Source organism: Actinomadura sp. NBRC 104425, assembly GCF_030269545.1.
Lineage (GTDB): Bacteria > Actinomycetota > Actinomycetes > Streptosporangiales > Streptosporangiaceae > Spirillospora > Spirillospora keratinilytica.
The window spans coordinates 18,558-36,264 of record NZ_BSTN01000032.1 but is presented as its reverse complement, the minus strand read 5'-3'; the positions used below and the strand labels follow the sequence as shown (position 1 = coordinate 36,264).

Sequence of the window (17,707 nt, the reverse complement as noted above, 5' to 3'; positions counted from 1 at the left end):
TGCCTGGGTGTCGGCCCCGCGCACGCGGGGATGGCCGTGGACCTTGATGACGCCCTGTCCGCCGCCGAAGCGGTGGACGGGGCGTTCGCCGTATTCGAGGTCAGTTGTGGATCATTGCGCGGGCAGGTCCCACGACAGCCGCGCGTCGCCGGTGCCGACCCATACCGTCTGGACGCGTCCGTCGGTTCGGATCCGGAACCGCTCGTGCGGGGGACTGCCGACCTGACGCCACCGGCCGATGGCGTCCTCGACCTGGTCCCACAAGGGGACGGGCCCGCTCTGCCGGACCGTCCAGCCGCCGCCCGGCTCGGGGGTGAGCGAGGCGATCGATCCCGACCGCGTGTCGATGTAGTAGTCGACCCACGGGCCGGCGACGACGCGCCGGGTCAGCTGCTGAGCGTCCGGAACGGCGAGCTGCGCCACGAACGCGCCGGTCCAGTCCTGCCGGATGTCCGGCCCCACCGTGGCCGGTCGCGGGTCGGCGTCGGCGAGCGAGGCGATCATGTCGCTCCGCTGCTCGTTGTCGACGGGGGGCGCGGCGTGGGGGCGGGCGATCATGAACGAGATCGTGCCGGGGAGGAAGCGGCCCTCGGCGACGCCGTCCTCGCCCACCGTCAGCGACGCCAGGCCGTAGCCGTGCAGCCATCCGGCCATCGTGACCAGGATGCGGCCGCCCGGCCGCGTCTGCTCGATCCATGTGCGCGGGATGCGCCGGACCGAGCAGGTCGCGATGATCCGTTCGTAGGGCGCGTGCTCCGGGACGCCGCCCAGGCCGTCACCGACAACCAGGCGTGGCGCGTACCCTGCGGCGCGCAGTGCAGCGGCGGCGTTCGCGGCGACACCGGCGTCGACCTCGATCGAGGTGACATGCTCGTCGCCGAGCCGGTCGCACATCAGCGCCGTGGAGTAGCCGGTGCCGGTGCCGATCTCCAGGACGTTCATCCCGTCGGCGACGTCCAGCTCCTCGAGCATGCGCACGACCAGGCCGGGCAGCGTGGACGACGACGTCGGGTCGCCTTGCACGGGTTCGGCCGCATCGTGCGGGGTGACGCGCCCGTTGAGCTGGGTCACCCACGTTTCGTTGCGGTAGGCCAGCTCGAGCCAGTCGTCGTGCTCCCGGTCGTCTACTCGGGCCCACAGGGTGCCCCGGCCTGGCGCGTCGGTCGCCTGGAAGAACGCCGGCACGAACAGATGACGCGGCACGCGTTCGACGGCACGGCGCCACTGCGGCGACCGCAGATCGCCGGTGTTCTCCAGCTCGTCGGCGAGCCTGCGCCGCAGGCTTGCGGCCCGACCGTCCTGGTCGATCATCATGAGGTTCCCCGTTCGAGGAGATCGGCGAGCGCGGCGGTCATGGGCAGCCCGGTCTCGTCCTCCAGCCGCCGCCATTGGCCGTTCGGGTTGCACTCCAGGAATACCGGTCCGCCATCCGGCCGCAGGGCGAAATCGAAGCAACCGAACACCAGGCCGAACCGCTTGAGGTACGCAGCGACCAGGTCGGCCAGGCCGGGCGGCGGGTCGACGGCGGTGTAGGCGAGGGCGTCGTAGTCGTATCTCCAGTCGAGCTGGTCGCCGCTGTCGATACGCACGCAGAACACCCGGTCCCCGATCGCGGTGACCCGCAGGAACGCTTCCGCTGCGACGCGGGCCTGGAACAGGTGCGCGGTGCCGGCGATCTGCTCGTCGAGCTCGGCGGGGTCGACTTCCTCGACCCAGATCGTCAGGGATCGGCCGTCCCGCTGGTAGGGGGCGGTCCGCAGCGGCTTGTAGACGATCGGCGCGTATTGGGCCGTGAACTCCCGCGCGTTGTCGGGACTGTTGGTGATCAGGGTCGCCGGGATGGTGAACCCGACCTCGGCCGCGACCGTGAGCTGAGCGGGTTTGAACTCGGCGTCGGCGATGGCGCGGGGGTGGTTGACGTACAGGCAGCCGGGGAGCGACGCCAGTACGCCGCCGAGCCCGTAGCGCGCCTGCAGCGTGGCGAACCGGGCGTCTTGCTCGTCCAGGCCGGTGAAGGTGAAGCCGCGCGGGCGCCGGTAGTACAGCGACCGCACGGCGTCCAGTCGCGCGTTCCGGGATGGAGTGGCCAGGATGCCGTGGAGGCCGGTTGAGTCGATGCGGGCGTGAAGGGTGAGGGCGTGCGGGAAGTCGGCGGTGTCGAACCGCACGATCGGCACGCAGCGCTGGTTGAGTTGTTCGATGACGAGGTCGGCGGTCAGGTCGTCGGGTTGCGTGACGACCAGCACGGGGCGGGGTTCGCTCATCGGGTATCAGTCCTGTTCGGTGTCCTGGGCGTGGTCCTCGTCCAGCCCCGGCTTGTCGCCGTCACCCGTGCTGGTTGCCGTCTTGCCCTCGGTGGCGACGTTGCTGCGGCGGTGCTTGGCGGTGATGGCCTCCCCGTCGGGGCCGACACCGATCTGGGTGGCCGGGGCGATGCCGGTGGCCACGATGCCCGCGTTGACCGTGCGGAGGTAGGGCGCCATGCGGCGCAGCGCCCACGGACGCACCGGAGCGGCCGGGGGCTGTTCGGGGGCGGGGCCAACGGGGATCCGGTCGACGCTTCGGAACATCGGGCATCCTCCTCTGGGTTCGCCAGTCCGAGACTGGTGCGTGCAGGTGTGTGCGCCAAGAGACGGCGGGGTGACCCCCACCAACCTGACATTCGGTCGGGGCGGGGCGACCGGGCCGCGCTTCCGGTCGCACCGCCGTCTGGTGCCGCGGTCCCGGGGGGTGGATGTGCCGCCAGCCCCTAGGACCGCGGGGTCTACGACGTCAGCAGCCGCCGGGTGACCTCGGCGACCCCGTCGGGGGACGTGCATGTGCCGGCACTCATCGCCGATCCGCACGGCCAGCCACCAGCCGTCACCGACGGTCTACGGCGATCGCCGGCCGTCCGCCGGTGTCGTCGTCGAAGGCGTTCCAAATCTGGGTGTAGAGCCGGCGGAGGAGGACCGGCCGGCCGCCGATCCGCACGCGGATGCGCCGGCCGACGTCCTCGGGCTGGTCGCCGGTCACCATTCGTCGTCGTCGAGCTGGACTAACGCGCCGACAAGGCGCCGCCACAACGGCGGCCGGGGCGCTTCGTGCCGCCCGTGCAGCCGCACACGCCCCGGCACGGGCCTGGGCCCGGGTTCCTGCCGGGGCTGGGGGACGGGCCGCACCCCAGCGGCGGCCAAGCGCCGCTCCAGCTGGGCGGGCGTGACCGCGGCGACCACCTGGTCCCCGGCCGGGTGACCGGTCGGCCGCAACACCATCGCCATCCACACCGCGTTGCGGTCGTCCCACCACACCGGCACCCGGTACCGCCGCTGCAAGCGGGCGGCGATGGCGGCGGTGTCCCACAGCACCGGCCCCGCGTGCACCGATGGCGCGGTCACCGCGCCGCCTCTTCGGCGCGTCGGGCGAGGCGGCCGAGGATGTACAAGACCGCGTCCCGCTCGTGCCCGCCACCGGTCTCGGAAATCGGCTCACCCGCCCCGGTGAAGAACCACAGGCGGCCGCCGTCCTCCTCACGCGGCCGACAGGTGATCGTCACCGAGACACCGGCCGCGTCCGCGACGCGCAGCATGGTGGTGGCCGTCAGACCGTGCAAGGCCAGCTTCCGGCCGAGCGCGGCGAGGGGGTCGTACGAGTCGGGGATGCCCGCACGATCGTCCATAGTCGGACCTCCAGCGTCCGGCGAGGCCCCGGGACTCCCCGCTGTGCCCTCAACGGCCCGGGGCCGACGGCATTGTGCCGTCCGTCACAGACGATCCACCCGACGTGACCCGCACGGCCAGGAACTTGCTTCAACTTGCTCGAAGAGTCTTGAGTGCCGCGTGAATCAACTCGCGCGCGGCGGCGCCATAGACGGCGGAGGAGGCGAGCCAGTCGAACTCCTGGATGTACACCGCAATCTCACGCGGCTGCGTGATCGTCAGCTCTGCTGCGGCCGTGTCGACGAGGACGAGGCGCTCGTCGAACACCCAGAACCCGTGATGCGGTGCGCGGCGGTGCCGTGCTCGCGTCGGGATGATGCCGAGACTGAGCCGGGGCAGGGTCGATAGCGTGAGCAAGCGCTCCAGCTGGCCGATCATGACATCGTCGTCGGCCAGGCCGATCGTGAGCGCTACCTCGCATATCACCATGTGAAAGCGCCTATCGCGATCACCGCGGCGTAGTACCTCTTGACGATCCATACGGGCCTGGACGGCGGCGTCAACGTCGCCGCCGGTGCCGTGAAACGCGATGTTGTCGCGGAAGCGCTGAGCGGCATAGTCGCGGGTCTGCAGCAGGCCCGGGATGACCATCGGTTCAAAGATGCGGAACCGCGTGGTCTCGGCCTCCTGCGCGGCGATGGTCTGCTGACGCCGGTGCGCGCCAGCGCGCCACTCACGGCGCCACTCCCTGTACGCGCTGGCAACGTTCCGAACGGTCGCGATCAGGTCCAGGACGTGGTCGTCGGCGCCGACGAGTCGGCACCAGGTGCGGATGTCGTCCTCGCTGGGCGTCTGCTTGCCGTGCTCGATCTTGGAGACCTTGCTCTCATGCCAGTCGGCCAGCTCGGCGAGGCGACGCTGCGTGAGCCGTGCGTCCTGCCGCAGCTCACGCAGCCGCACCCCGAGCGCCTCCCGTGCTTGCTGGTGGGACGTGGACATGAGCAGCGGTCACAGGATTTTTAGGAATGCGGCTCGGCTGACGGACGCTTCCCACGCGATATCTCGCCACCGCTGGTGCTGCTCGACCGTCGCCGCATCGTCGAAGAGTTCGGCGCCGAGGAGCCGGTCATCGTTGTCGAAGCGCAGGACGGCGACACGTTCATCGTCGAACAGCCACGCGTCATGCGGAGGGCGGACCGGCAAGCCGAGCGCGGCGGCGCGGTCGCGGTCGAGGTATCGGATCTCCTCGCCTGCACGTAGGTTCCCCTGGGCGGACCAGAGGGCGTACCGGGAGTAGTCCCCCAGCGGTACCGTCACGACTCGGACACGTCGGAACGGGCGGCCCTCGGCTGCTGCCCGCCGTGTCATCTCGCCCCACTCATGTGCACCGAGGAGGTACTCCTCGTCGGGGTCGCCGGCGAGAAACCGTCGGATCCGTTCCTGTTCGGACGGCACGTTGTAGCGATCACGTGTTTCCAGCCGGAACGCCGAACGGCGGGCGGTGTGGAAGATCGCGCTGAACTGGTCGCCGGTCAGCAGATCAGCCACGATCACCCTTTCGCGTAGTGCTCGGTGTAGTGCTCGATCAGGTGGCGTACGAGCGGCGGGTCGATTTCGACAATGGTCTCGTCGGCGGCGAGGTCGCGGACGTCACCGAGCGCAGCCGGGTCGGTCACGATCTTGCCTTGGACCACGTACGTACCGCGGTCGGTGGCGTACATCGCCGGGCAACCGCCCTGGTCAGAGTCCGTCCCGAGGAACCGTAGCCGCATGGCCCTACCTCCGCCCAGTGAGTTGCTAGAACTTGCTTCGTAGCCAGGCTGCGGTCTCTCTGCGAGCGCCGTCAAGAACTTGCCGGAGGTACGTCTCAGTCGGCGAAGCCGAGGGCGTACGGCAGCGTCGCCAATGCGGGCCATGCGTCCCATAGGGGGATGCCCGCGGCCGCGACCAGGTGGACGAGCGGATCGCCGGTATCCAGGCCGTCCTGGCAGGGGCACACGCCCTGCAGAGCCCGGCTGGGCGGGGCGTGCTGTTGGCCGCCGTGGACGGCGCAGACAAGGCCAATGTTGTGGTCATCGGCAGCGGCAACGTCGGGGCTGTCGCCGCGCACACGGCGGCCGTGCTCGGCGCGACGTCACGGTGCTGACCCGCGGCGAGACCTCTAGCTAGTGGCCGTCACGCGGCCTTGGCCGGGTGAACCGGCCGCGGCGTCGTGAGGAAAGGCGACAGCGCGCGGATGCGGTAGTACATCGTGAAGGCCCCGTGGATTGTGAAGGGCCGCGGATCGTTGTGATCGCGGCCCTTCGGCGTCGGGCCCCGCTTCGCAGTCCTTCGCCGTGTCAGGACCCTGCCGGTGCCGGCTCCACCACGAACGGCACAGACTCAGGGCCGCGGGTCTGCCCGCCGGTCCACTCGATCTCTGCGCCGTCCGCGAGCCGGAAGTGGGGGATGGCCCGGAGCCACTCCTCCAGCGTCACCCGCAACTCCAGCCGGGCCAGGTTGGACCCGAGGCACCTGTGGGCACCGGATCCGAAGGTGATGTGGCGGTTGCGACGCCGGTCGATCCGCAGTTCGTCGGGGTCTTCGAAGACCTCCGGGTCCCGGTTGGCGGCCGCGAACGGGAGGATGACGCGCTCACCGGCGTGGATGCACCGGCCATAAGCCTCGACGTCCTTCTTGGCCAGCCGCCCCACGGTCACCGGCGCGTAGTAGCGCAGGAACTCCTCGATCGCGGTGTCCAACAGATCGGGCTCGTCCAGCAGCCGCTGCCGATCCGCCGGGTGGGACGCCAGGTGCCACAGCGTCGAGCCGATGGCGCTCCAGGTCGTGTCGGCGCCGGCGATGACGATGAGGAAGCCCGCACCGATCTTGTGCTTGCGGCTCAGCGGCCGGCCGTCGATCTCGACCCGGTTGAGGTAGCTCAGCAAGTCGGACCCGGTGTTGCCGGCACGCTCCCGTTCCTGGAGCAGGTTCTCGATGTAGTTGATGATCTCGTGGACGACCTCGGCGCGGACCTTCTGGTCCTTCGGGCCCACGCGGATCATGCGCACCATCCAGTCGGTGAACTGGCCGCCCGAGGGCACCCCCAGGATCGAGGTCAGCACCGACAGCGTCAGGGGCTGCGCGAAGTCCGCGATGACGTCGCCGTGGCCCTTGCGGGCGAGCTCGTCCACCAGCCGCCTCGCCTGGGCCCGGATGGCCGGCTCCATTTCGGCGACCTTGGACGGCATGAAATAGGGCATGAGCACGTTGCGGTGGGCGCGATGCTCTGGCGGGTCGGAGGTCAGAGGCGGGAGGTAGAGGCCTCCGGCCGCCTCCAGGGGGCCGGCGACCTCGATGGCCCGCGACGTGAATTGCTCCGCGTCGCGAGCCAGTTCACGAACGTCCTCATAACCGGCGAACATCCACGAGCCGCCCCACTTGTCGGAGTGTGCGACCGGGCAGCCAGAGCGCATTGCGCGGTAGTGGGCATGGGGGTCGGCGCGGAACTCCTCCGAGTAGAGGTCGTACCCGTCGACCGACTTGGCCTTGATCGTCATGCTCACATATTACATTGATGGGTACTTAGTGTCGATATCTGTAGATAGACGGTACCCGGCCGCGCGCATGATCGGGGCCGGCAGCCGGCTCAGGCGTCGGCTCCCGGCCCCGGGACTGCGCGAGGTTCACGACCGGGGCGCGTCGGCGCGGCCGGGCACCTTCTCCATGGGGATCTCCCCGGCGGTCAACTGGTCGCGGAGGACGAACTTTTGCACCTTGCCCGTCGGTGTCATGGGCAGTGCATCGATGAAACTCCAGTAGGTCGGGGTCTTGTGCGCCGACATGTGCGCCCTGCAGAAGGCCCGCATCTCCTCAGCGGTGGGACGCTCGGCGCCGGGGGCGAGGCGCACGACGGCGGCGATCTGCTCGCCCCACTTCTCGTCCGGCACGCCCACGACCGCGACCTCTCCCACCGCCGGGTGGGTCTGCAGGAACTCCTCGATCTCGCGGGGGTAGATATTGAGGCCACCCCGGATGATCATGTCTTTGAGCCGCCCGACCACCCTGATGAAACCGCGCTCGTCCATGTTTCCGAGGTCGCCCATGTGCAGCCAGCCCTCCGCGTCGATGGTGGCGCTGGTGGCCTCGGGCATCTTGTAGTACTCGAGCATGTTCTGGTAGCCGCGGCAGCAGATCTCGCCGTCCCGTCCGAGGGGCAGCACCTCCCCGGTGACGGTGTCAGCGATCTTGACCTCCAGGTGCGGCAGCGGTCGGCCAACCGTCTCCGACTGGTCCTCCGGGGTGTCGGTCAGCAGGGTCTGGCTGATCACGCCGTGCATCTCCGTCTGGCCGAACAGGATGCTGGTCCGGCACCCGAGGACCTCGACGGTGCGCCGCACCAGCGTGGCCGGGACGGCGCTCGCGCCGGTCATGATGGTCTGGATGCTCGACAGGTCGCGGCTCGCACGATCGGGGTGCTCGAGCAGGGCGATGAGCATCGTCGGCACCACCAGGGTGTGCGTGCCGCGGTAGGTCTCGAAGAGCTCCAGCATGAGCCCTGCGTCGAAGCCGGGAAGGATCACGAAGGTGCCGCGCTTGGCGAGCGTCCCGAACGAGGTCACCGCCCCACCGCCGATGTGGTACATCGGCATGGCGTTGATGTTCACGCCGCCGTCCGGCATGCCGGCCCGCTCCGCGACGAACCTGGCCTCGTTCACCAAGCCCTTGTGGTGCAGCAGCGCACCCTTGGGGAAGCCCGTCGTCCCGGACGTGTACTGGATCTGGATCGGGTCCGTCGGCGTGACCCGCGGCAACTCGGTCTCCGGGGATCCGCTGTCGAGGAAGGCGGCGAAGTCAGAGAACGAGATGACCTCTCTGAGCTCGGGGAGGTTGGGCCGGATCTCATCGATCACCGCCCTCATGTCGAAACCGCGGTAGGAGTCGGCGTGGACGAGACCCGCCGCACCCGACTGCTTCAGCGCGTACTCCATCTCGAACGAGCGGTAGGCGGGGTTGAGCGCCACGATGATCAGCCCGGCCAGACTGATCCCCTGCTGCAGGATGATCCAGTCGGCACTGTTAGGAGCCCAGATGGCCACCCGGTCACCGGGCGAGAACCGGGCGAGCAGTGCCCGTGCGGCACGTTCGGCGTCGGCGAGGAGCTCGGCATAGGTCCAGGTCCGCCGGGCCGAGGGATCCTCGACGGCGTCCACCAACGCCAGACGGTCGGGCACCGTCGTCGCAGCGTTTCTGAGGAGGTCTCCGATGGTGACGTCCCAGATGTCCTCCCCCTGTTCCCCAGGCCAATACGATTCGGTGAGCGGGCTTCGAGCTGTGGTCATCTATTTCTCCCGCGAGACCGGGTAGCGCGAACGGGCCGTCGACGACGGCTGCAACCACGCGCGGCACGGCGCCACCGCGCTGAAGCGAAGGTGAAGATGTTATACATCCTCATCGCTTCATTGCGGAAGAGTGTCAAATATGGAAACCTGTCGCAATGACGGAGCACGACAGCCCGGGCAGTCGCCGGCACCGGGCGCCGAGGGCGGGACGGCCGTTTCCGGCGGGACGCGCACGAACCGAACACCGCCCCCGTCCGATGCCGTCGGCCGGCTGCAGTTGCCGTCGCCGTACCCGACGCGAGTCTGGCGACCTCACTTGGAAGATCGACTTCCCCGCCGGACCGCCCGCACGACCGAACGAGGAGCCTGCGCATGACAGCGGCAACGGGAGCCGCGCCGGAACTGCCGTTTGTCGTCTGCGGCCCGGAGAAGGCCTTCCGGGTGGGGCCCGGTCACGGCCGAGGGCGACGTCATCCACGCGATGATGCGGACCGGGCCGTGGACGGAGGGTCCGGACGGCCGACCGTGCCTCGGATCGCTCGGCGTCCTGGTCGACGACATGCTGGGGTATGCCGTCGTCAGAGCGCGGCCCGAGGACCACTGGCCCACCAGCCTCGAGATCCATGTCGAGTTCAGCGGCCACATGCCGATCGACGGCTCACCGATCTACGCCGAGAGCCGGGCCATCGACCTCAGCCCCTCAGGCGGCCTCGCGCAGGGGCGGCTCTTCGACGCGGCCGGGCGTACCATCGCGATCGCCAGCCAGCGGCTGCGCTACATCCCCGGAACGCCCTCCGCAGTACTGTCGGCGGCGAGCACCGCAGAGGGCACCGCGGGGGAACCTGCGCGGGACGCCGCCCCGGCGACCGCAGCCGATTTCCGACCCGCCACCACGTTAGAGCAACTCGGGGGGACACTCACCCGGCATGACAGCGGAGCGCGGCTGGCCATTCCAGTGAGCCCCGCGGTCTCCAACCCGAACCGCACCCTTCACGGCGGCATCATGCTGTGCGCCACCGAGATCGCCGGCCACCACGCCGTCCAGTCCGCGGAACGGCCCCTGAGAACCGGTGCCGTGCACATCTCGTACCTGCGCCCCGGCCCTCTTGAGGGCGAGGTCGTCTTCGAGGCGACGACCGTCCACCGAGGCCGCAGCCTGGCGGTGGCACAGGTGGTCAGCCGCAACGGTCAGGGCAAGGTGTGCACGTTCGCCACCGTGACCTCGCACGCTCCCTGAGAACAACGATCTTGGAGACGGCACCCGGCTGGATGAGCGAGTCCGATGTGTTCAGTGGTCGTAGGCGATCAGCGAGCGTTTGATCGGGGCTCTGGTCTCCCGGTTGTGCCAGATCGCCGCCGCCGGGGCGAGAAGACGCCGGCCGGTGCGGGCGAACACTCCTGGCTCGGTGCGGCCGCCGTGCCGTTCCAGGATGAGCTGCCCTTTGACAGGGTCGATGATCGCCTCGATCCACTGGCGGCACCGGGCCGGGCGCCCGTGGCGGACAGGTTCGTCCTCGCGGTCGGGCCGCACCAGGTGCGCCCTGAGCCGCCCGGTCACGAACGCCTCGAAGGTCCTGCCCGCAAAGCCCTTGTCGGCCATGATCACCTGCCCGGCCCGGATGAGATGGCGGTCGCGTTCCAGCAGTGCGGCCATCACCTCCCGCTCGCCCGGCTCGGGTTGGCCGGGCACCAGGTGACGGGCATGCCCTCGGCGGTGGTCACCAGGTACAGGCGAAGCCCCCAAAGAAGCGGGAAGAGGAGCGGCAGTACCCGGACCGAGATCGAGGACAAGCACGAGCGCATGCCCGCGTTCCTGGAGCGTCGCCGCTGACGACGCCCGGACGTATGGGCCGGCGGCCAGGCGCGAGAACCGGAGGTGGTGCGGCGCAACGTCGCGACCATGTGCCTCGAACGAGGTGCAGGCGACCTCGTCGATATCAACGACCGACCAACCGAGTAACGGAGGCGATCGCCGTGACAGACCCCGTTCCCCCCGACCCCGCCGGTCCGGACGCCGGTCATGACCCGGACGCCGCGGGCGGGCCGGCACCGGCAGGTTCCGCCCAGCGCGGGCCGCTCGACGGTGTCCGCGTCATCGAACTCGGCGGCATAGGGCCGGCACCGTTCGCCGGGATGCTCCTGGCGGATCTCGGTGCCGATGTGGTCCGGGTCGACCGGCCGGCAGACCGCGGACGGGTCCCGTCCGACGGTTCGCAGATCCTGCACCGAGGCAAGCGGTCCATCTGCCTCGACCTCAAGAACCCCGCCGACACGGCCCTGTTCTTGAGGCTCGCCGCCAAGGCGGACGTGGTCATAGAGGCGTCACGGCCCGGGGTAGCCGAGCGTCTGGGAGTGGGTCCCGACGACGTGCTGGCGGTCAACCCCCGCATCGTGTACGGCCGTATGACCGGCTGGGGGCAGACCGGCCCCAAGGCGAAGACGGCCGGACATGACGTCGGGTACATCGCCGGCACCGGCCTTCTGCACGCCATCGGCGACAAGAGCACGCCTCAGATACCGCTGGCTCTGGTCGGCGACTTCGGCGGCGGCGCCCTGTATCTCGTCGTCGGCGTCCTGGCGGCGCTGCACACGGCACAGCGAAGTGGCACAGGGCAGGTCGTCGACGCCGCCATCGTCGACGGCGCCGCCCACCTCGGCACGTTGGTCTATGGCATGCTCGCCGCGGGCCACTGGCGGGACGAGCGGCAGTCCAACCTCATGGACGGCGGGACTCCCTTCTACGCCCTGTACGAGACATCCGATAACAAGCACATGGCCGTGGGACCGCTCGAGCCGAAGTTCTACGACGAATTCATCAACCTCCTCGCGCCGGGTGACGAGTTGCCGTCGAGGGGGGATCAGGCCGCGTGGCCTGCTCTGCGCGAGCAGATCGCGGCCCGCTTCCGCACGCGTACCCGCGATGAGTGGACCGCCGTCTTCGCAGGCTCGGATGCCTGTGTGGAGCCGGTGCTCTCGCTTGAGGAGGCGCTCGAGGACGAGCACCTCATGGCACGCGGAACGTTCGTCGACCTCGGCGGCGTGCGGCAGCCCGCCCCGGCCCCTCGTTTCTCCCGCACTCCGGACTCCATCGCTTCTCCCCCCTGCGTCCCGGGCGAGCATGCTCATGAGGTCTTGGCGGACTGGGGAGTCGAATCCGCCGCCGACCAGGCTCGGGCGACGTCATGGACATGACGTTCCCCTCCCCGCACTGGGGCGGTGCGCTCACCGTAAGCCGGTACCTGGACCCGGACCTGCGCTCCCCTGCCGAGGAGATGCTGACGGCGGTCCGTATGTCCGATGCGGGGGGAAACCTGGGTCGAGGGTGAGGGGCGGGGGCGGCGTCCGCCTTCGCCCTTGGGCAGCCGGGCGTGCTGATCGACCACCTGTGCGGGCGCGCGGCACTGCTGCGCCTCCCGCCAGGCATGGGGTGCCGCACGGCGAGCCTCCGAATCGCCGCCCTCGAGGACCGGCCTCACCGCGGCGACGTGCTGACGGCACGCGCCGAGGCACGCAGCGTCGGGAAGCAGCTCGCGGTGAGCACCGGCGAGGTCAGGACGGCGACGGCACGGTGGTCGCAATCGCCACCGGTCGTTTCGCCGTGGTACCGGGTGACCCGAGCGTGCCCGCCGTGAGAGCCGGGAACGCCGGAGCGCCGCGGCCGCCGGTCGGACCGTCGAGCCTGAAGCAGGCGGCCGAAGAGGCGCTGCTCACGTTCCTTCCCGACACGCGTCTGGCCAACGCGCGAAGCCGCGTGCACGGCGGGATCCAAGCCGTGCTCACCGGGGCGGCGCTCGACGCCGCCGTGCTGCCCGCCACCGCGGATCGTCCTCTTCGCCTGCTCGACATGACGCTGACCTTTCATCGCCCAATGACGCCGTCCGCGCCGAAGTGGCGGGCCCACTGCAGCCAGGGCGGTTTCAGCCTGCCCGACAACGGACGTGGACGTGCACGTCGATGAGCGGAGTGCCGTCGAGCATGTTCGAGCCCCTAGCGTTCCGTGACCATCGGCGTGTCCACGCCGATCGGGCCCGTCGTGTGCGAGCCCCCGGGCGCGCCGAGCGGCGCGTCCCGCCCGGGCAGCACCTCGGTGAAGAAACGGCGGTTGTCCTCGATGAAGTCGGCGTACTCGGGCGGGACTCGGCGGTCCTGGCTGATCGCCTCGACGGGGCACACGGGCTCGCAGGCGCCGCAGTCGATGCACTCCTTGGGATTGATGTAGAGCTTGCGGTTCCCTTCGTAGATGCAGTCGACCGGGCACTCCTCCACGCACGACTTGTCCATGACGTCGATGCACGGTGCGGCGATGACATACGGCATGTGGATCTCCTGATTGCGAAAGACGTGACGGCCGGGCCGCTCAGACCGGGAGCGACGCCGACGCCGGGTTGTCGGTCGAGTGCCCCGGGAACAGCTGGGCGTCGGGATCGATGTGCACGGCGGCGTTGTTGACGGCGGTCGCCACCTCGCCGAAACCGACCGCGATCAGCCGGACCTTGCCGTCGTAGTCGACGATGTCGCCGGCCGCGAAGATGCCGGGCACGTTGGTGCGCATCGCGGAGTCGACCACCAGGTGGCGGTTGTCGTGCAGCTCGAGGCCCCACTCGCGCAGCGGCCCGAGGTTGGCGGTGAAGCCCAGCGCCGCGACGAGCCTGTCGCACGGCAGGCTGCGCCTGCCTTCCTCACCGGCCACGCTGATCTCGATCTGCTCCAGCCTGCCGTCGCCGCTGGTCTTGGTGATCTGCGCGTTGGTGATGATCTCGACGGGCGAGGCCTTGAGCCGCTCGACCGAGCCGTGGTGCGCCCGGAAGGCGGCGCGGCGGTGCACGAGGGTTACGCTCCTGGCGATGGGCTGAAGCATGAGCGCCCAGTCCACCGCGCTGTCGCCGCCGCCCACGACCACGACGTTCTTGCCGGCGTAGTCCGCGCTGTCCGGCACGAAGTAGTCCAGTCCGTTGCCGAGGAACTCCTCACCGGCCGGCAGCGGGCGCGGCGTGAACGTGCCGATGCCACCGGTCACGACGACCGCACCGGCCGCGATCTCGGTTCCTGCACCGGTCTTGACCACGAGCAGGTCGGGCCGGCCCTCGCGGGGGACGCGGTCGAGCCGCTGGGCCTCCTGGCCGAGCAGGTACACGGGGTCGTACTGCGCGGCCTGCTCCACCAGGTTGGCGATGAGCCGGCGGCCGGTGACGGCGGGGAAGCCGGCGATGTCGAAGATCTGCTTTTCCGGGTACATCGCGCTGACCTGGCCGCCGACCTGGCTCAGCGAGTCGACGACCGCGGTCCGCAGGCCGCGCACCCCGGCGTAGTAGGCGCCGAAGAGACCGACAGGTCCGGCTCCGACGATCAGTACGTCGACTTCAAGGGCACTCATTCGCGCGCTCCTTCGGCAGGGGTTGGCGCCGCCTCGGCCGTCTGGTCCCTGACGAGGCCCGCGTACGCACACAAGGCAAACTGCAACGTTTTCATTGCGTTGCGAAAGGTAAACGTAGCAAGTCTTCCCGGACGGGGCTCCCCGCGCGGGCCGGACCGGCACTCATTATACATTCTTTGAAACTACATCGCGATCTGTGTAGAGCTTTGAGTCGGCTTGCCGGAGAACACGGAACGCGTGGTCGTCGTCGGCGGCCTGGCCGCAGCACGGACGGTCCAGCGGCTTCGGCGGCGGGGCCACGGCGGTCCGATCACGCTGGCCGGTGCCGAGCCGCACCTCCCACACGACCGGCCCGCCCTGTCCAAGGCGGTCCTCCTTGGCCGGCGCGAGACCACCGCACTGCCGTTCGCCCCCAAGGCGCCGGGCGTTCGGACCATGCTGGGCGTCACGGCGGAGGCCCTCGACCTGGACGGCGGCGCGGTGCGGACCTCGGAGGGCGAGGCGCCGTTCGACCGGCTGGTGATCGCACCGGAGCGCTCCCCGTCACGCTCCCCGGCACCGGCGAGCGGCTCACCCTCCGCACGATCGACACGCACTGGCGCTGCGCGAGCGGCTTATCGACAATGCGCGGGTCGTGGTCATCGGCGCGAGCCGGATCGGAGCCGAGGTCGCCTGCGCCGCGCTCGCCCTCGGCCGCCGGGTCACCTGCGCCGAGGTGGTCGGATCGCCGCCGGCCGCGGCGCTCGGCACCGAGGTCGGCACGCGCTTGCCGCCCGGGTGGACGGGGATCGACCCCAGGCTGGGCACCGCCGCGCGCGAGGTCGAGGACGGTGGGGTCCGCCCGGCCGACGGGACGTTCGTCCCCGCCGACGTGGTCGTCACGGGTGTCGGCGTGCCTCCCGCGACCGGATGGCTCGAAGGCCGCGGGCTACGCCTCGACCGGGAAACCGTCGTCGACGAGCACCTGCGGGCCGGTCACGACCGCGGTATTCGCCCTCGAGGACGTCGTCGCGCGGCGCCGGCCGCGTCACGGGAGCTGGTGCGCGTCCGGCACTGGGACTCGGCCGCCATCCTGGGCGCGGCCGCTGCGGGGCGGGTCAGCCCGAGTAGTGGTCGTCCCGGCTCCGGAACGCCGACCGGGTGCCCTGCCGCCGCCGCTGCTTGAGGAAGTTGAACTCGTCGTCCTCAAAGCGCAGGTTCGTGCCGAGGGTATGGCCGACATAGCCCCGGGCGAACTGCTGGGAGCCGCCCAGGCTGTCGAGCGCCATCTGCCACATCGCCTTCCCGGTCACCAGCGCGTCGCGCGGATGCTGGGCGATCCTGGCCGCCCACTCCTCGGTCGTCGCCTCGACCTCATCCTCGCGGACCGAGCGGTTCACCAAGCCCCAGGCCTCGGCCTGCGGGCCGTTGAACTCGTCGCCGAGCAGAAGCAGCTCCCGGGCGCGCTTGGGGCCGTACTTGAGGATCTGGGTGTTGAGGTGCCAGGTGTTGCCGGCGAGCCCGAGTCGCTGCTCGCCGTGGCTGAAGCGGGTCGTGTCCGCGCAGATCGCGAGGTCGACCAGCTCGACGAGGTAGAGGCCGACGCCCATGCAGACGCCGTGCACCTGGGCGATGACCGGCTTGAGCGAGTAGTGGAAGGCCTGGTAGCCCTCCCCGAGCCGGCGGTCGCGCAGGAGTCGGCTGCGCTGGCTGGGACGCCGTGGCGGGGCGCCGTCGGGGCCGGGCTCCAGGCCGTAGGAGCTGACCGCGTCGTCGTAGTCGTGGCCGGCGCAGAAGCTGCGGCCCTCGCCCTTGAGGACGATGACACGGACGTCGTCGTCCCGCTCGGCCTCGTGCAGCAGTCGGACGAGGAGATCGAGGTCGTCGAACCGCAGGGCGTTGTGCTTGTCCGGCCGGTTGAGCACCAGCCTGGCGACAGCGCCGTCGCGTTGCAGCAGCACGGGGTCGGTCATGGGCCCTCCGGAGCGCGATCGATGACAAAACACTACACTATTGGGTATTAAATACCCTAACGCGTAAACTCTCATGAGCTGCCGTCCTCACCTTAGGAGTCCGAGATGCCCGATTCCGCCGCCCACGGCGCCACGCCCCCGCAGCCCCTGTCCGGCATACGGGTCATCGAACTCGCCCACTGGATGGCCGGCCCGGCCGCAGGCGGGGTGCTACAGGACTGGGGTGCCGAGGTCATCAAGGTGGAGCCCGAGGGCGGCGAGCCCATGCGGCACATCTGGGGCTCCATGGGGGCCAATCCCGACGCGCCCAACGGCGCCTTCGTCTCCGCCAATCGCGGCAAGAAGTCGATCGAGCTCGACGTGCGCTCCGACGAGGGCCGGGACACGCTGCATGCGCTGCTCGACGACGCGGACGTGCTCCTGACCAACCTGCGCCCCGGCGCGCTGTCCCGGCTCGGCCTGTCGCCGGAGGAGGTCGCCGAGCGGCACCCCCGCCTCGTCTACTGCTCTTTGACGGCATACGGCTGGGGCGGCCCGGACCAGGACAAGGCGGGCTACGACCTCGCATCCTTCTTCGGCCGCACCGGCATCGCGCACGAGATCACCACCCAGGGCACGCCGCCGGCGGCGCTGCTGCAGGGCCTCGGCGACACGTTCAGCGCCATGACCGCCGTCGCGGGGACCCTCGCCGCGCTCCTGGAGCGCGAGCACACGGGTAAGGGCCGGCTGGTGGAGGCGTCGCTCATGCGCACCGGCATGTGGGCGCTGGCGGGCGAGCTCGGCGTCCAGGCGATGGGCGGCCACCCCAAGCCCCCCAAGCCGCGCGACAAGAGCTCGATGCCGATGTACAACTCCTACCGCACGAAGGACGACCGGTGGTTCTACCTGGTGGGCGTGCAGGCGGGCCGCCAGCTGCCCAAGGTGCTCGCCGCGATCGGCCGGCCGGAACTGATGGAGGACGAGCGGTTCAACAGCGCCCGCGCCATAGCGAAGAACCGGGCCGAGTTCATCCCCATCCTCGACGAGGCGTTCGCCGCCAAGACGCTCGCGGAGTGGGACGAGATCTTCACCGAGCACGATGTGTTCTGGGCGCCCGTGCAGACGCCCGCAGAGGTCGTGGACGATCCTCAGGCCCGCGCCGTCGGCGCCTGGATCCGCATCGAAGAGCTGGACGCCGAGTCGGTCGACTCGCCGATCCGCTTCGACCGCATTGCCCGGTCCAGCGCCCCGCGCCCGCCCCGTTCCGGCGAGCAGACGGAGGAGATCCTGGGCCGGCTCCGCGCCGAGGACTGACCGCCGAACGGGGGGCGTCCTCCTCGATGCGTCGCCGGCCTGCCGACGCATCAGGGGGGCGCCTTGGCGGAATCACCGGGAACACCCGGCGAGGGGGCGGCCCAGGCCGGACCGCCCCCTCGCCGGGTG

General features: G+C 70.2%; 20 protein-coding genes and 2 pseudogenes. 7 read left to right on the top strand and 15 right to left on the bottom strand.

Going from position 1 to position 17,707, the window contains the following annotated elements:
- Positions 1 to 111 precede the first annotated feature (111 nt).
- From tgmC to QSK22_RS29670, 9 genes are all read right to left on the bottom strand, one after another.
- Positions 112 to 1,314: an ATP-grasp peptide maturase system methyltransferase gene (gene tgmC, locus QSK22_RS29710; protein WP_285497756.1), complete on the bottom strand. Its 1,203-nt coding sequence runs from the start codon at positions 1,312 to 1,314 to the stop codon at positions 112 to 114.
- Complete coding sequence (gene tgmB, locus QSK22_RS29705) at positions 1,311 to 2,264, bottom strand: ATP-grasp ribosomal peptide maturase (protein WP_285497755.1); 954 nt, start codon at positions 2,262 to 2,264, stop codon at positions 1,311 to 1,313. The genes tgmC and tgmB overlap by 4 nt, the downstream gene beginning before the upstream one ends.
- A gap of 6 nt (positions 2,265 to 2,270) precedes the next feature.
- Positions 2,271 to 2,570 (bottom strand): putative ATP-grasp-modified RiPP, encoded by a 300-nt coding sequence (gene tgmA, locus QSK22_RS29700; RefSeq protein ID WP_285497754.1) that lies wholly within the window; start codon positions 2,568 to 2,570, stop codon positions 2,271 to 2,273.
- Positions 2,571 to 2,862: 292 nt separating this feature from the next.
- Positions 2,863 to 3,018, bottom strand: coding sequence for a hypothetical protein (locus QSK22_RS29695; RefSeq protein ID WP_285497753.1), 156 nt, complete (start codon positions 3,016 to 3,018; stop codon positions 2,863 to 2,865).
- On the bottom strand, positions 3,012 to 3,377 hold the full coding sequence (locus QSK22_RS29690; protein WP_285497752.1) for a hypothetical protein: 366 nt from the start codon (positions 3,375 to 3,377) through the stop codon (positions 3,012 to 3,014). Before QSK22_RS29690 ends, QSK22_RS29695 begins: the two co-directional genes overlap by 7 nt.
- Positions 3,374 to 3,658, bottom strand: a complete 285-nt coding sequence (locus QSK22_RS29685) for a hypothetical protein (protein WP_285497751.1) — start codon at positions 3,656 to 3,658, stop codon at positions 3,374 to 3,376. Before QSK22_RS29685 ends, QSK22_RS29690 begins: the two co-directional genes overlap by 4 nt.
- 130 nt (positions 3,659 to 3,788) lie before the next feature.
- Entirely contained in the window at positions 3,789 to 4,598 is an 810-nt protein-coding gene (locus QSK22_RS29680) for a helix-turn-helix domain-containing protein (protein WP_285497750.1), read from the bottom strand.
- 48 nt (positions 4,599 to 4,646) lie between these two features.
- Positions 4,647 to 5,186: a DUF6879 family protein gene (locus tag QSK22_RS29675; protein WP_285497749.1), complete on the bottom strand. Its 540-nt coding sequence runs from the start codon at positions 5,184 to 5,186 to the stop codon at positions 4,647 to 4,649.
- Positions 5,187 to 5,188: 2 nt separating this feature from the next.
- Positions 5,189 to 5,410 (bottom strand): hypothetical protein, encoded by a 222-nt coding sequence (locus tag QSK22_RS29670; protein ID WP_285497748.1) that lies wholly within the window; start codon positions 5,408 to 5,410, stop codon positions 5,189 to 5,191.
- A gap of 179 nt (positions 5,411 to 5,589) precedes the next feature.
- On the opposite strand from QSK22_RS29670, the gene QSK22_RS33905 reads away from it, so the two are divergent.
- The gene (locus QSK22_RS33905; protein ID WP_352231501.1) at positions 5,590 to 5,784 is read left to right on the top strand and encodes a hypothetical protein; all 195 of its coding nucleotides are present in this window, start codon (positions 5,590 to 5,592) and stop codon (positions 5,782 to 5,784) included.
- Between the two features lie 193 nt (positions 5,785 to 5,977).
- Here QSK22_RS33905 and QSK22_RS29660 read toward each other — a convergent pair whose 3' ends face one another.
- Together QSK22_RS29660 and QSK22_RS29655 are read right to left on the bottom strand one after the other, a co-directional pair.
- Complete coding sequence (locus QSK22_RS29660) at positions 5,978 to 7,177, bottom strand: cytochrome P450 (RefSeq protein WP_285497746.1); 1,200 nt, start codon at positions 7,175 to 7,177, stop codon at positions 5,978 to 5,980.
- A 126-nt stretch (positions 7,178 to 7,303) separates the two neighbouring features.
- Complete coding sequence (locus QSK22_RS29655; protein WP_285497745.1) at positions 7,304 to 8,959, bottom strand: AMP-binding protein; 1,656 nt, start codon at positions 8,957 to 8,959, stop codon at positions 7,304 to 7,306.
- 559 nt (positions 8,960 to 9,518) lie between these two features.
- Here QSK22_RS29655 and QSK22_RS29650 point away from each other — a divergent pair.
- Positions 9,519 to 10,196: a PaaI family thioesterase gene (locus tag QSK22_RS29650; protein WP_285497744.1), complete on the top strand. Its 678-nt coding sequence runs from the start codon at positions 9,519 to 9,521 to the stop codon at positions 10,194 to 10,196.
- 51 nt (positions 10,197 to 10,247) lie between these two features.
- Here QSK22_RS29650 and QSK22_RS29645 read toward each other — a convergent pair.
- Positions 10,248 to 10,731: pseudogene (locus tag QSK22_RS29645) on the bottom strand (IS982 family transposase); the annotation flags it as partial.
- Positions 10,732 to 10,933: 202 nt separating this feature from the next.
- Between QSK22_RS29645 and QSK22_RS29640 the strand changes: the two are divergent.
- Both QSK22_RS29640 and QSK22_RS29635 read left to right on the top strand, forming a co-directional pair.
- The gene (locus QSK22_RS29640) at positions 10,934 to 12,151 is read left to right on the top strand and encodes a CaiB/BaiF CoA transferase family protein (protein ID WP_285497743.1); all 1,218 of its coding nucleotides are present in this window, start codon (positions 10,934 to 10,936) and stop codon (positions 12,149 to 12,151) included.
- A gap of 376 nt (positions 12,152 to 12,527) precedes the next feature.
- Positions 12,528 to 12,917 carry a hypothetical protein gene (locus tag QSK22_RS29635; RefSeq protein ID WP_285497742.1) on the top strand — a complete coding sequence of 130 codons (390 nt, stop codon included), beginning with the start codon at positions 12,528 to 12,530 and terminating at the stop codon, positions 12,915 to 12,917.
- 29 nt (positions 12,918 to 12,946) lie between these two features.
- Here the strand turns inward: QSK22_RS29635 and fdxA are convergent, their stop codons facing one another.
- Positions 12,947 to 13,276 carry a ferredoxin gene (fdxA, locus tag QSK22_RS29630; protein WP_285497741.1) on the bottom strand — a complete coding sequence of 110 codons (330 nt, stop codon included), beginning with the start codon at positions 13,274 to 13,276 and terminating at the stop codon, positions 12,947 to 12,949.
- A gap of 40 nt (positions 13,277 to 13,316) precedes the next feature.
- Positions 13,317 to 14,333, bottom strand: coding sequence for an NAD(P)/FAD-dependent oxidoreductase (locus QSK22_RS29625; RefSeq protein ID WP_285497740.1), 1,017 nt, complete (start codon positions 14,331 to 14,333; stop codon positions 13,317 to 13,319).
- A 237-nt stretch (positions 14,334 to 14,570) separates the two neighbouring features.
- Here QSK22_RS29625 and QSK22_RS33900 point away from each other — a divergent pair.
- A pseudogene (locus QSK22_RS33900) lies at positions 14,571 to 14,888 on the top strand (FAD-dependent oxidoreductase); the annotation flags it as partial.
- A gap of 40 nt (positions 14,889 to 14,928) precedes the next feature.
- A complete protein-coding gene (locus QSK22_RS29620) occupies positions 14,929 to 15,498 on the top strand; it encodes an FAD-dependent oxidoreductase (RefSeq protein WP_352231503.1) in 570 nt (189 codons plus the stop codon).
- Here QSK22_RS29620 and QSK22_RS29615 read toward each other — a convergent pair.
- The gene (locus QSK22_RS29615) at positions 15,431 to 16,285 is read right to left on the bottom strand and encodes an enoyl-CoA hydratase/isomerase family protein (RefSeq protein ID WP_285497739.1); all 855 of its coding nucleotides are present in this window, start codon (positions 16,283 to 16,285) and stop codon (positions 15,431 to 15,433) included. The two genes, QSK22_RS29620 and QSK22_RS29615, sit on opposite strands and share 68 nt — an antisense overlap.
- A gap of 105 nt (positions 16,286 to 16,390) precedes the next feature.
- Between QSK22_RS29615 and QSK22_RS29610 the strand changes: the two genes are divergently transcribed.
- Positions 16,391 to 17,578 (top strand): CaiB/BaiF CoA transferase family protein, encoded by a 1,188-nt coding sequence (locus QSK22_RS29610; protein ID WP_285497738.1) that lies wholly within the window; start codon positions 16,391 to 16,393, stop codon positions 17,576 to 17,578.
- Positions 17,579 to 17,707 lie beyond the last annotated feature (129 nt).